Origin of the sequence: Streptomyces sp. MUM 2J, assembly GCF_022414535.1 — a bacterium.
GTDB lineage: Bacteria > Actinomycetota > Actinomycetes > Streptomycetales > Streptomycetaceae > Streptomyces.
Map to the genome: position 1 here is coordinate 200,394 of NZ_JADWYM010000005.1, position 12,932 is coordinate 213,325.

13 protein-coding genes are annotated in these 12,932 nt (G+C 73.9%); 8 read left to right on the plus strand and 5 right to left on the minus strand.

The genetic code is table 11. The features are described from left to right. Positions 1 to 127: 127 nt before the first annotated feature. From I3F54_RS07365 to I3F54_RS07385, 5 genes are all read left to right on the plus strand, one after another. Positions 128 to 1,792 carry a molybdopterin-dependent oxidoreductase gene (locus tag I3F54_RS07365; protein ID WP_240117801.1) on the plus strand — a complete coding sequence of 555 codons (1,665 nt, stop codon included), beginning with the start codon at positions 128 to 130 and terminating at the stop codon, positions 1,790 to 1,792. 67 nt (positions 1,793 to 1,859) lie between these two features. Then, a complete protein-coding gene (locus tag I3F54_RS07370) occupies positions 1,860 to 2,516 on the plus strand; it encodes a fasciclin domain-containing protein (RefSeq protein WP_240117802.1) in 657 nt (218 codons plus the stop codon). A gap of 203 nt (positions 2,517 to 2,719) precedes the next feature. Further along, positions 2,720 to 3,223 carry an Asp23/Gls24 family envelope stress response protein gene (locus I3F54_RS07375; protein ID WP_240117803.1) on the plus strand — a complete coding sequence of 168 codons (504 nt, stop codon included), beginning with the start codon at positions 2,720 to 2,722 and terminating at the stop codon, positions 3,221 to 3,223. A 69-nt stretch (positions 3,224 to 3,292) separates the two neighbouring features. After that, positions 3,293 to 3,481, plus strand: a complete 189-nt coding sequence (locus tag I3F54_RS07380) for a hypothetical protein (protein WP_240117899.1) — start codon at positions 3,293 to 3,295, stop codon at positions 3,479 to 3,481. A 24-nt stretch (positions 3,482 to 3,505) separates the two neighbouring features. Next, on the plus strand, positions 3,506 to 4,432 hold the full coding sequence (locus tag I3F54_RS07385; protein ID WP_240117804.1) for a YihY/virulence factor BrkB family protein: 927 nt from the start codon (positions 3,506 to 3,508) through the stop codon (positions 4,430 to 4,432). Positions 4,433 to 4,481: 49 nt separating this feature from the next. Here the strand turns inward: I3F54_RS07385 and I3F54_RS07390 are convergent, their stop codons facing one another. The 3 genes from I3F54_RS07390 to I3F54_RS07400 all read right to left on the minus strand — a co-directional run bounded on the left by I3F54_RS07390 (position 4,482) and on the right by I3F54_RS07400 (position 7,549). Continuing rightward, entirely contained in the window at positions 4,482 to 5,054 is a 573-nt protein-coding gene (locus I3F54_RS07390; protein WP_240117805.1) for a dihydrofolate reductase family protein, read from the minus strand. Between the two features lie 317 nt (positions 5,055 to 5,371). Then, positions 5,372 to 5,875: a MarR family winged helix-turn-helix transcriptional regulator gene (locus I3F54_RS07395; RefSeq protein WP_240117806.1), complete on the minus strand. Its 504-nt coding sequence runs from the start codon at positions 5,873 to 5,875 to the stop codon at positions 5,372 to 5,374. A gap of 231 nt (positions 5,876 to 6,106) precedes the next feature. Beyond that, complete coding sequence (locus I3F54_RS07400) at positions 6,107 to 7,549, minus strand: MFS transporter (RefSeq protein ID WP_240117807.1); 1,443 nt, start codon at positions 7,547 to 7,549, stop codon at positions 6,107 to 6,109. 277 nt (positions 7,550 to 7,826) lie between these two features. On the opposite strand from I3F54_RS07400, the gene I3F54_RS07405 reads away from it, so the two are divergent. Further along, positions 7,827 to 8,057, plus strand: a complete 231-nt coding sequence (locus I3F54_RS07405) for a hypothetical protein (protein ID WP_240117808.1) — start codon at positions 7,827 to 7,829, stop codon at positions 8,055 to 8,057. 124 nt (positions 8,058 to 8,181) lie between these two features. Beyond that, positions 8,182 to 9,726, plus strand: coding sequence for an LCP family protein (locus I3F54_RS07410; protein ID WP_240117809.1), 1,545 nt, complete (start codon positions 8,182 to 8,184; stop codon positions 9,724 to 9,726). An 89-nt stretch (positions 9,727 to 9,815) separates the two neighbouring features. Here the strand turns inward: I3F54_RS07410 and I3F54_RS07415 are convergent, their stop codons facing one another. Both I3F54_RS07415 and I3F54_RS07420 read right to left on the minus strand, forming a co-directional pair. Next, complete coding sequence (locus tag I3F54_RS07415) at positions 9,816 to 10,172, minus strand: metalloregulator ArsR/SmtB family transcription factor (RefSeq protein ID WP_240117810.1); 357 nt, start codon at positions 10,170 to 10,172, stop codon at positions 9,816 to 9,818. 165 nt (positions 10,173 to 10,337) lie between these two features. After that, positions 10,338 to 10,793: a tellurite resistance TerB family protein gene (locus tag I3F54_RS07420; RefSeq protein ID WP_240117811.1), complete on the minus strand. Its 456-nt coding sequence runs from the start codon at positions 10,791 to 10,793 to the stop codon at positions 10,338 to 10,340. A gap of 411 nt (positions 10,794 to 11,204) precedes the next feature. Here I3F54_RS07420 and I3F54_RS07425 point away from each other — a divergent pair, with 411 nt between their 5' ends. Next, a complete protein-coding gene (locus I3F54_RS07425; RefSeq protein WP_240117812.1) occupies positions 11,205 to 12,899 on the plus strand; it encodes an FAD-dependent monooxygenase in 1,695 nt (564 codons plus the stop codon). The last annotated feature ends 33 nt before the right edge of the window (positions 12,900 to 12,932 follow it).

Here is a 12,932-nt window from a genome sequence, read left to right on the forward strand (position 1 = left end):
GACCGGGCGGAAAGGCGGCGGAAATGCCTTGTCCGTAGCAAAGGCGCGCGCGGATTGGTCTGAAGAACGATGTCGCCCGATCGAGCGCACGACCAATCCACCGGACATCCGGTCCCGGATTCCCCACGTGACCGACGAGGCGAAGAGAACGCGCGATTCCCGTGACCGGCCCCGGGCGGCGGCGGGCGCGCTCGCGGGTGCCGTGGCGGGCTTCGCCGCGCTCACCACGGCCGAGTTGGCGTCGGTGGCGGTCCGTCCCCAGGCGGGTCCCGTGGTGGCGGTGGGCGGGGCGGTCATCGACCGCACACCGGCCGCCGTGAAGGAATGGGCGATCCGGAATTTCGGCACCGACGACAAACTCGTCCTGCGCATCGGAATTCTCATCGCACTGGCGCTGTGCGCGGCGTTTCTGGGAATGGCCGCGCCGCGGTTCCCGCGCGCCGCCGCGGCCGGTGTCGTCGCGTTCGGCGCGGTGGGGGCTGCGGCGGCCCTCGGCCGGCCCGCGGCCGACAGCCCCCTGGACGCCCTGCCCTCCCTGGTCGGGGGGATCAGCGGGGCCGCGGTGGTCCTGCTCCTCGCGGGCCGCCTGGCGACCCGTGCCCCGGCGGACGGCGCACCGGAAGGAGCGGAGGTCACTGCGGGCACGGAGGTCGCTGCGGGCACGGAGAGTTCGGACAGTGGGCCGCCGGAGGCGCGCACCGGCTGGGACCGGCGCGGCTTCGTGCTCGCCACGTCCGCCGTCGCCGCCGTGTCGGCCGGCGCCGGAGCGCTGGGCCGGGTGCTGAACACGGCGAGCGGCAGCGGCGCGGTCGCCTCCCGCGACCGGCTCGCCCTGCCGGCGCCCGCCTCGCCCGCACCCCCGGTTCCCCCGGGCACCGCGCTGCGAGTCCCCGGGGTCACCCCCTTCATCACCCCGAACGCGTCCTTCTACCGTGTCGACACCGCCCTGGTCGTACCGAAGGTCGATGTCGCGACCTGGCGGCTGCGCCTCCGCGGCGAGGGCGTCCGGCGTCCGGTCACGCTGTCCTTCGACGACCTGCTCCGGCGCGATGCGGTGGAGCGCGACATCACGCTGACCTGCGTCTCCAACGAGGTCGGCGGCCCGTACGCCGGCAACGCCCGCTGGCTGGGCGTCCCCCTGAGGGAGTTGCTGGCCGAGTGCGGTGTCGAGCCGCCCTCGCGCGGTGGCCCGGCCGACCAGCTGGTGGCCCGCTCCGTGGACGGCATGACCATCGGCACCCCGGTGGAGGACGTGATGGACGGCCGCGACGCCCTTCTCGCGTTCGGGATGAACGGCGAACCGCTGCCGTTCGCGCACGGCTTCCCCGTCCGCATGGTCGTGCCCGGCCTCTACGGCTACGTCTCCGCCTGCAAGTGGATCAAGGACATCGAGCTGACCACGTTCGACTCGTACGACCCCTACTGGGCCGAGCGGGGCTGGGCCCGCCGCGCCCCGATCAGGACGCAGTCGCGCATCGACACCCCCAAGCCCTTCGCCCGCCCGGCGGCCGGCACGGTCATGGTCGCCGGGGTCGCCTGGGCCCAGCACCGCGGCATCGACCGGGTGGAGGTCCGCGTCGACGACGGGCCCTGGCGGACCGCCCGGCTCGCGTCCGAGGACAGCCGCGACACCTGGCGCCAGTGGTCCGTCCCCTGGCAGGCCACCCGGGGCAGCCACACGCTCACCGTGCGCGCGACCGACCGTACCGGCCGGGTGCAGACCGACAGACGCACCCGGCCCCGACCCGACGGCGCCGCCGGACGGCACTCCGTGGTCGTGACCGTCGACTGAACCCCGAGCCACCTTCCCCGTCCGAGCGAGTGCAGCCCCCGGCTGCCGTCATCACAGGAGAGAGATCATGAACACCCGTATCCGCCGTACCGCCGTCGCCCTGGCCGCCGCGGCCGTCCTGCCGCTCGCCCTCACCGCCTGCTCCGACGGCGGCAGCGACTCCGCCGCCTCCGGCAGCTCGCCGAAGGCGTCCGCCTCCGCCGCCGCGGACGACGCCGCGGAAGGCGCCGGCAGCTCCTCCGGGGCCGGCACGCCGTTCGGGCCGGCCTGCTCCGCGGTGCCCACGACGGGTGCCGGCTCCTTCGACGGCATGGCCCAGGACCCGGTCGCCACCGCCGCGTCCAACAACCCGGCGCTGTCCACGCTGGTGACCGCCGTGAAGAAGGCGGGTCTGGTCGACACCCTCAACAACGCCCGGGACATCACGGTGTTCGCGCCGACCAACGACGCCTTCGCCAAGATCCCGAAGGACACCCTGGACAAGGTCCTCAACGACAAGGACCAGCTGACGAAGATCCTCACCTACCACGTCGTCGGCCAGAAGCTCACGCCGCAGGACCTGGAGAACGGCTCCTTCGAGACGCTGGAGAAGTCCAGGCTGACCACCTCCGGCTCGGGCGGGTCCTACACCGTCGACGACTCCGCCAAGGTGGTCTGCGGCAACGTCAGGACCGCCAACGCCAACGTCTACGTCATCGACTCGGTGCTGATGCCGGCCTCGTGATGGAGTGACGGGAGCGGGCAGGGGGGCCGGGGCCGTGAGGGCCCCGGCCCCCTTCGGCGTTTCCGGGACCGGTCCGGCGTTCCGGCGGGCGATTTCGGGGCACCCGCGTCACAACCGCCGCCGCAGCGGGTCCGAAGAAAAACCGGCCCCGCGCCGATGAGGCGGGCGGGAACCGGGAACGACTCCAGAGAGAGGAAGATGCCATGACCACGCAGACCGCAGCCGTCGCGAAGGACGCGTCGGCACCCCGGGGCGCCGGGACGGCACAGGGTACGACGGCGGTCTCCGGAGGCGTCTCCGGAGCCGACCAGCCCGCCGCGAACCGCGGCAGGACGTCGATCGCCGATCTCGTCGTCGTGAAGGTGGCGGGCATCGCCGCCCGTGAGATCCCCGGCGTGTACGACATGGGCGGCGGGCTGTCGCGCACCATCGGCGCCGTCCGGGACCGCGTGCCGGGCGGGCGGCCCAACGTGGGTCGCGGGGTGAAGGTCGAGGTGGGCGAGCGGCAGGCGGCCGTCGACCTGGACCTCGTCGTCGAGTACGGGGTGCCCGTCAGGGACGTGTCGCAGGACGTGCGGGAGAACGTGATCGCCGCCGTCGAGCGCATCACCGGTCTGGAGGTCGTCGAGGTGAACATCACCGTCAACGACGTCCGGCTGCCCGACGAGGAGGAGCCCTCGGCGGGCGACGGGTCCCGCGTGGAGTGAGGGCGCCCTCGGCGAACAGGACGAGGCGGGAGCGGGCCCGGGTCGGAGGTGGGCGGAGGTGAGCGGACCGTGAGGAGCACACCGTTCGTGGGAATGGTGGCGGGAATGGCACTGGCGTTCGCCGGCTGGTTCGGCGGGTTCGGCGCCTTCCTGCTGGTGGGCGCGCTGGGCGCGCTGGGCTGGGCGGTCGGCCGCTGGATCGACGGCGGGGGCCGGGCGCAGGACGTACGGGACCTGTTCGAGCGGGGCCGCCGATGACCGCCGCCGCCCACCGCGGGCCCCGTGGCCGCTGACCCGTACGCGGGCGAGTCCCGCCGCCCCTTGCGCCGTACCGCCCGGCTCAGGCCGCCCGCCACCTGGTGGCCGGCCCTGCGGCGCACTCCGGTGTCCCTGTGGAACGACGACGTCTCCGACTACGCGGCGGCGCTGACGTACTACGCGCTCCTGGCGGTGGTGCCGGCGCTGCTGGTCACCGTCCTGGCGTTCGGCATGATCAGTCCGGGTACGGCGCGGCAGTTCGTCACCCAGGTGACCGCGTACGCGCCCGCGGAATCGGCGGCCGACCTGCACGCCGTGCTGTCCCGGGTGCTCGACGCGGGCGGGAGCGCGTGGCCGCTGCTGGTGGCGGGGGCGACCAGTGCGCTGTGGTCCGCCTCCAGCTATCTCGCCGTCTTCCGCCGCGCCCTGCACCGCATGCACCGCCTGGAGGACCGGCGTTCGCCCTGGCGCAAGGCGCACCGGATCGTGCTCACCGCTCTGGCCCTGCTGGCGCTGCTCGTGGCCGGCTCGCTCGCCCTGCTGCTCACCGGGCCCCTGGCCGAGGCGGCGGGCCGGGCGCTCGGCGTGGGCGAGACCGCCGCGGTCGCGTGGTCGGTGCTGCGCTGGCCGTTCCTGCTGTGCCTGGTGGCACTGCTGGTGGTGGTCCTCTTCCACACCGGGCCCGTTCCCGCGCGCCGGCGCCTGCACAGCCTGCCCGGCGGGGCGCTGGCCGCCGCGCTGTGGCTGGTCGTCTCCACGGGGTTCACCCTGTACGCGGCCACCCTGAGCGCGTACAGCAGGGTGTACGGCTCCCTCGCCGGCGTCGTCGTCTTCCTCGTCTGGCTGTGGCTGTCCAACCTGGCGCTGCTCTCCGGGGCGCAGTTCACCGCGGAGCTCGGCAAGGACGCAGCCGGTCACAGCGGCGGGACGTCGCCGGCCGAGGAGGCCTGAACCGGCCGAGGGTCCGAAGGCCGCCGGGGTCGAGGATGCGGCTGCGGGATCAGCGGACGACGTCGAAGACGTTCTTCTGCACGCCGTTGCCGTAGGCCTCGTGCTCGACGAGTTCCAGCTTCTGGGCGTCCTTGTCGGTGGCGCTGAACAGGCGCTTGCCCGCGCCGAGCAGCAGGGGGAAGACGAGCAGGTGGTAGCGGTCGATCAGGCCGGCGTCCGAGAGGCTGTGGTTGAGGGCGGCGCTGCCGTGCAGGATGATCGGCCCGCCCTCGGTCTCCTTCAGCGCGGCGACCTCGTCCAGGGAGCGCAGGATCGTGGTCTCGCCCCAGTTCCGCACCAGGTCCCCCTCGGTCAGGCTGGTGGAGACGACGTACTTCGGCATCGCCTTGTAGTCGGCGAAGTCCGCCATGTCCGGCCACACCGGGCTGAACGCCTGGTAGCTGACGCGGCCCAGCAGCATCGCGGTGGCCTCCTGCTGCTCCCGGCCCTTGATCTCGAAGGCCTCGGGGAGGAACTCGGTGTGCTGGAAGGTCCACCCGGAGTTGCGGTAACCGGGCTCGCCGCCCGGTGCCTCCACGACGCCGTCGAGCGAGACGAAGGCGGTGCTGATCAGAGTGCGCATCTCGGTACCTCGGTATCTCGTTGGTGACGGCACGACGGTTCCGGTGGTGCGGGTCGCCCCTGCCCACGCCCTTGCCGTGCTCCGCTGCCGTATTCGACTGCCGAGCACGGCGGAACTCATCGGTCGCGTGCACCCGGAGCACGGTGTGATCATCGCAGACCCTCCGCGGCCGCCCCGCTGCCCGTGGCGGGACGGTGCTGCGCCAGGCACCGGGCCGCCCGAAACGGCCGGTGAGCCGGGCGGGCCGCTCAGGGGGAGCCGGTCCGCCCTCGGAGTTCGAGCGGGGCGTCGGCGCCGTGGCCGCACCGCCTGCCCCGTCACCCCTCTGCGGCCGGTTCCCCGAGGTGTTCGGCCAGCTGGAACAGGGCGGGCAGCGCATGGGTGATGGCCGCCCGGGAGCTGTCGTCGAGGGCGGCGAGCGCGGCGTCGATACGGCGCTCGTGGGCGGTGGTCCAGGCCGCGAGCTTCTCCCGGCCGGCCTCGGTCAGGGTGACGACGGAGGCCCGGCGGTCGGCGGAGTCGACGTCCCGCGCCACCAGCCCGGCGTTGATCATCTGCCCGACCAGGCCGCTGACGGTGCTCGGGGCCAGCCGCCGGCGGGCGGCCAGGTCGCTGACCCGGGCGGGCGAGTGCTCGCCCAGCACCTGCAGCAGTTCCACCTGCGCCATGGGAAGGGTCTCCCACGGGTAGTCGGTGCGGATCGAGGAGCGCAGCGCACGACGCAGCCGGGTCACCGCCTCGGTGAGCAGACGGGCCTCCGGCTGGTCTCCGGCGGGACCGGCGGACCGGGCGGGAACCTCGGTGCGGGACTGCGCAGACATGGACTCAGCGTAGTGCGGCCCTCCCCCACGCGGTCCGACCGTCCGCAGCCCGGACACCTCGCGCCCGGCCCTGGCCGACGCCGGGCACCCGGACGGGCCACGGCCCGCCCTGCGCCCCCTCGGCGCAAGCGCGAACGCCCCGCGCCCGACCGGCAGGGCACGACGCTCCGGCCCACCCGGAACACGGCGCCCGGCGGGAGCGGGGTGCCCCCGGCATCCGCCGCGGCGGACCTACGCGGCGGCCCGCTCCCCGCTCGGGCTCAGCCACGCCGAGGCGACCGCCACGGCCGAGGCCGCGACGAGGACGGCCGCCGCCCACCGGGCCCCTGCCTGCGCTCCGCCGCCCACCAGGTGCAGCGCCAGCGTGACCAGGGCGACACCGAGCGCCGTGCCCAGGCCTCGGGTCATGTTCACCAGCCCGCCCCCGGTACCGGAGGAGCGCGCCGGGATCGCCCCCATGATCATGGCGTTGTTGGCCGGGGTGAAGGTGCCCAGCCCCACGCCCGTCAGGACCAGCACCGGGACCAGCCCGCCGGCTGTCAGGGGGACGACCAGCAGGGCGGCCAGGGCCAGCGTGAACACGACGGAGCCGGCCAGGCAGCGTCCGCGGTCCGGCAGCCCGCTCGGCAGCAGCCGGTCACCGCCGGTCGCCGCCAGCGCGAACCCGGCGGGCAGCGCCGTGAGGACGAGTCCGGCGGTCAGCTCCGAGGCTCCCCGCGCCGTGAGGACGACCGGCACCAGCACCAGCGGCCCGAACAGCACGAGGTATCCGCTCAGCGCCCCCAGGAGCCCGGACGCCACCGCCCGGCGCCGCAGCAGGGCCAGGTCCAGCAGCGGCGCGGCGGCCCTCCGCTGCCGACGCACGAAGGCCCGGCCCGTCCCGGCCGCCACCGCGAACAGCAGGACCGCACCCCAGCCGGGCACGGCCAGCCCGGAAGCGGCCGACACGCCCATCAGGGCACTCGTCGTCGCCGTGGCGAGAAGGGCCAGGCCGGCCCAGTCGAACCGCGCCACCGCGGTGCGCGCCCGGGTGCGCGGCAGCAGATAGTGCCCGGAGACCAGCGCGACCAGACCGACGGGCACGTTCACCCAGAACACCCAGCGCCAGCCCAGTGTCGACACCAGGGCCCCGCCCACGGTCGGCCCCAGCGCCAGGCCGAGCGCCTGAGCGGCGGCCTGGACGCCCAGCGCACTGCGCATCCGCTCGCGCGGGGCACTGGTGGTCACCAGCGCCACGCTGTTGGCCTGCATCAGGGCCGCCCCGGCCGCCTGCACCACCCGGAAGGCGACGAGCGCGAGCAGGGACGGGGCGAGGCCGCAGGCGGCGGAGGCCAGGGTGAACACGGCGAACCCGTACAGGTACAGCAGCTTGCGGCCGTACGCGTCGGCGAGCCGTCCCGCGGGCACCAGCAGGGCGACGAGCGTGAGCAGGTACGCCAGCGACACCCACTCCACCGCCGCCAGCGAGGTGTGGAACTCGGCGCCCAGGCTGCCGTAGGTCAGCGTCACGATGCTGGCGTCCAGTTGCCCCATGAAGGCGCCGAAGCAGACCGTCCCCACGGCCAGCCACCAGCTGCCGGGCCGCGACCGTATCCCCTCGGGCCGGGGGCGTTCCGCCGTGAGCAGCCGGGTCCAGCGCCTGCGGGGCGCGGGGGAAGTCGTAGGCGTGGCCATGTCCCCACGTTATATCGGACACCGAAATATTTGGCCAGCGTCCTATCTCGGGACCCCGGCTCCCGCCCTCACCGCGACGGCGCGCAGGCCGGCCGTGAGCACGACCGCGCGTCCAGCGCCCACGCGGAGGAGGTCGGCGCCACGTCGAACGAGCCGTCCGGGCTCCCGGTGGACAGGAGCAACGCCGGGGCGCGGGCGCGACGTTGCGGCGATGCGCGGTCCTCGCGTGAGCCGGCTCACACGCTGGGGATAGTTGCGCGACCTTTAAACTATCCGGGTGACGACGACCGACGTGACGGGCTGGGAGACCGCGGTTCTCGACGGCGGGCCGGCGAGCGGACTGCGCATGAAGGTCTCCGGCCGCCCCCGGGTGATCCAGGTGACCTGCCCGTGCCGGATCGAGGGCGCGCCGCCCGGGGTGCGTGCGGACGCGGTCCACGTCTACCGCCGCGACTACGGCGTGACCGAGGAGCCGCTCAGGTACGGCTTCGACATCGCCAGCCCGTGAGTTCCGGGCCGCCTTCCGGCATGCGGGATGCCCGTCGGGCCCGTGCCGCCCCGTGCGACGACTACAACCTTTGGGTGCGCTCAGCCGTCCCCTCCACAAGTGCAGGACGGACGAGAGCGCCTCGATGACCACCACCAGCGAACAGCCCACAGCTTCCCGGCACCGGCGGCGGGTCGACCCACCCGGCCGCGACGGGTCCCGCGGCAGCGGTACGGGCCGCGAACGCAAGCGACGCCCGCTGCGGACAGCGCTGCTCGTCGCGCTCGCGCTGGTCGTGCTCGGCACGGCCGGGCTCGGCTGGATCTACCTGAAACTGAACGGGGACATCACCACCTTCGACGGCGACGGATTGTCCAGGAACCGTCCGGAGGCCGGCTCGTCCAAGGGCCAGAACGTCCTCGTCATCGGGTCGGACGCACGCAACGACGGCAACAGCGCCCTCGGCGGCGGCGACAAGACCGACATCGGACGTTCCGACACCGCGTTCCTGCTGCACGTCTACGCGGATCACCAGCACGCCATGGCGGTCTCCTTCCCCCGCGACTCGCTGGTCGACATCCCCCCGTGCAAGCTGCCCGACGGCAAGTGGACCAAGGAGCAGCAGCACGTCATGTTCAACTCGGCCTTCTCCGTGGGGGAGACCGAGAAGGGCAACCCGGCCTGCACCCAGAACACGGTCGAGGCGATCACCGGCATGCGGGTGGACCACACGATCGTCGTGGACTTCAAGGGCTTCGCGGCGCTGACCGACGTCGTCGGCGGGGTGGACGTGTGCCTGCCGAACGACGTGTACCAGGGGGACCTCAACCCCAGGCGCGCCACCCGGGGCGCCGTCCTCTTCCACAAGGGCGAGCAGAACGTCTCCGGGCAGAAGGCCCTGGACTACGTCCGCCTGCGGCACGGCATCGGCGACGGTTCCGACATAGGACGGATCAAGCGCCAGCAGGCCTTCGTCGCCAGCCTGATCAAGCAGATCAAGAGCGACGGCCTGACCACCACCAAGCTGCTGCCCCTCGCCGAGGCCGCGACCGGTTCGATGACCGTCGACCCGGGGCTGGGCACGGCGGACAAGCTGATCTCCTTCGCGCTGTCGCTGAAGAAGGTCGACCTGCACAACACCAAGTTCGTCACCGTCCCGTGGCGGTACGAGGGCGAGCGCATCGCCCTCGTCGAGCCGGACGCCTCCGAGCTGTGGGCGGCCCTGAGGGCCGACCGCACCGTCGACGGAGCCGACGCCAGCGGCGCCGGGGGAAGGGCCTCGGCCTCCCCCGCCGCGTCGCCGGCCCCCGGCGCCACGGTCTCCGGTGACGGCATCGCGGTCGCCGTGTACAACGGCACGACCAAGGGCGGACTGGCCTCGGACGCCGCCTCGCTGCTCACCGCGCACGGCTTCACGATCACCGGGACCGGGAACGCGCGCAGCCAGGACCACGCCACGACCGTGATCCAGTACGGGCCGGGCAAGGAGTCCGAGGCCCGGACCGTCGCCGGGCTCTTTCCCGGAGCCGAGCTCCAGTCGATCGGCGCCGCGCGGGTCAACGTGGTGGTGGGGCAGTCGTACACCCTGTCCGCCGGTGCCTCACCCGTACCCACCGCCGTGCCGTCGTCGGTCGCGGACAACGCCCGTTCCGCCGACGACGACGTGTGCTCCAACCTGTCGTACGGCTGACCGGGACCGGCCGGCCGTAGGGGAGGGTGCGGGACCGGTCCGGCCGGAACGGCAGCGGTGTGCCCGCCGCCCCGGACGGAGCGGCCCGGTCAGCCACCGGCCGCGCGCAGGGGTTTCGCCGGGTCCGCGGGTGCGCGGGCGGTGAGCTGTCCGACCATCACCCGCACGACGGTCACCATGCCGGGGTCGTGGACGAAGTAGATCTGCCGCCGGCCCTCCCGCCGGGAACCGACCAGACCGGCCAGCTTCAGCTTCGCCAGGTGCTGGCTGACCGCCGGCAGCGCTCCGCCGACCCGGTCGGCGAGCCGGCTGACGTCGCTCTCGCCCTGGGCCAGCGCCCACATGATGTGCAGGCGGGCCGGAGAGGCGAGCAGTCCGAACGCGGCGGCCGCCTGGGCCAGGACCTCCGCGGACGGGTCCCGGTCACCACCGACGCTCTCCGCCACAGTCCTCTCCCGATCCACCCGGATCCCAGCCGACGCCCCTGCGGCCACCCAGTGTAGGTGCCGCCCGGTCGCACGGCACCGGGCCGTTCGGGCCCTCCTCGGGCCGGCCCGAACGGTGCCCGCGCGCCGGGCGGCGGCGCGCCGCGCGACCGCCGCGGGGCGGTCTCAGAGGTCGAACTCGTGCGGCGGCAGCTCCAGGGCGAAGCAGGCGTCCCGCACCACGGCCCGCTCGGTGGCGTCGAAGTCGCCGTCAGCGCCGCCGATGACGATGCCGATCTGGATGACGGCGCGGGCCTCCGCGGGCTTCTTCTTCGCCTTGGCGACCTCCTGGAGCACGCTGACCCGGCCGAGGTCGAAGTCGGCGGTCAGCTTGTTCAGGTTGTCCTCGAAGCGGCGCTGGAGGTCGGCTGCGGGGAAGTTCTGCAGCACCTCGTTGCCGGAGATGAGCTGCGCGACCCGCTGCCGCTCGGACGGGTCGATCTTCCCGTCGGCAGCCGCGACGAGCGCGCACATGGCCATGCTCGCGTCGCGGAACGCGCCGCTCTTCAGGTCGTTCTTCTTCGCCACCAGCTGCGTCTGCATCTGCGACGCCGAATCCTTGATGCGGTCCCACAGGGCCATGCCGACTCCCATCGCTTCGGGGCAGCCAGGTCGCGCACGGGCGAGCCGGGCGGCCGGTTCACTTCCACCCTGCTGCGCAGGACAACAGGATCACCGGGTCCACCTCGGGTGGACCCACCACGGTCAACGTCCCACGGAACGACGCCGTTCCCACGGAACGACGCCGTTCCCACGGACCGGCGCGTCCCCCCGGCGGGACCGGCGCATCACCCCCGGCCGGTTCGGCCGGCACGTCGCCCGGGTGCCGCGGACGGCCGGAGCCGCGGGCACTGCGGCGTCCGGCGCAGCCCCCGGTCCTCAGGACCGGTGAAGCGGGTGAAGCCGTGAGGCCACCCTCGCCGGGCGGGGCATGGATGGAGATCCCCGGCCGGATACCGCCGTGCCGGTGAACGCGACGCCTGGAGGCGAGTGATGAACGAACGAGCCGAGCCGGCCGAACCGGCCGAAGCGACACAGCACAGAGTTCCGGTCCTCATCGTCGGCGGTTCCCTGGTCGGCCTGTCGACCTCGCTGTTCCTCGGCCGGCTGGGCGTACCGCACCTGCTGGTCGAACGCCATGCGGGGACCTCCCACCACCCCCGCGGACGAGGCAACAACGTCCGCACGATGGAGCTGTTCCGGGTGGCCGGAGCCGAGCCGGCGATCCACCGGGCCGCCGCCACCCTCGCCGGCAACCACGGCATTCTCCAGGCACCCACGCTCGTCGGCGACGCGGGCGAGTGGCTGTTCCGGGAGATCGACCCGGGCGGCGGCCTGGCCCGCATCAGCCCGAGCTCCTGGTGCCTGTGCAGCCAGAACGACCTGGAGCCGGTCCTGCTCGACCGGGCCGCCGCGCTCGGCGGCGATCTGCGCTACTCCACCGAGCTGCTCTCCTACGAGGCGCACGCGTCCGGTGTCACCGCGGTGGTCAAGAGCAGGAAGACCGGCGAGCACACCACCGTCCACGCCGACTACCTGGTGGCTGCCGACGGCCCGCGCAGCCCCGTCCGGGAGCAGCTCGGCATCGGCCACAGCGGCCCGGGCGAGCTGTTCCACAACGTCAGCGTCACCTTCCGGTCCCGTCGGCTCGCCGACGTCGTGGGCGACCGCCGGTTCATCGTCTGCTACCTGACCAGCCCCGGCGCCGACGGCGCGCTGCTGCCCGTGGACAACCGCGAGCACTGGGTCTTCCACGCCCCCTGGCACCCCGAACAGGGCGAAACCCTGGAGGAGTTCACCGACGAGCGGTGCGCCGAGCACATCCGCCGCGCGGTCGGCGTGGCGGACCTCGACGTGGAGATCACCGGCAGGGCCCCCTGGCACGCCGCCCAGCGCGTGGCACGCAGCTACGGCTCCGACCGGGTGTTCCTGGCCGGCGACTCCGCGCACGAGATGTCCCCCACCGGCGCCTTCGGCTCCAACACCGGCATCCAGGACGCCCACAACCTCGCCTGGAAACTGGCCGCGGTGCTCGGCGGCTGGGCCGGGAAAGGGCTGCTGGAGACGTACGACGCCGAACGTCGGCCGGTGGCCGAGGCGACCAGCGCCCGCGCCGCCGCCCGGTCGGCGGAACACAGCCACCCCGGTTTCGCCCCGCCGCCCGGCGCCGGCAGCGGTCCGCAGCGTGGCATCCTCAACGTGGCCCTCGGCTACCGCTACCCGCGCGGCGCCGTCGTCGGCGCCGATCCCGCGGCGCCGGTGGTGCCCGAGCGCCTCGGCCTCACCGGGGAACCCGGCAGCCGGGCACCCCACCTGTGGGTGCGTCACCAGGGCGGCCGGCTGTCCACGCTCGACCTGTACGAGCGCTCCCTGGTGCTGCTCAGCGACGCCGACGAGGGGCGGGGCTGGCACCGGGCCGCGCTGCGCCTCGCCGAGGAGTTGTCGCTGCCGCTGGTCTCGCACCGGTTCGGCGCCGGCGCCGACGGGGGGCTGGTGCCCGAGGAGGACGTGGACTGGGCCGAGTGCCACGGGACGCCCCGGACGGGTGCCGTGCTCGTCCGCCCGGACGGTTTCGTCGCCTGGCGGTCGCCGGCCGCGGATGCGGACCGGGGCCGGGAACAGGTCGCGGACGCGGAAGCGGAGTCGACGCTGCGTCATGTCCTGACCACCCTTCTGGACCTGTCCTGAACGGCGTGGCGCGCGACGGAGTCACCCGCCTGA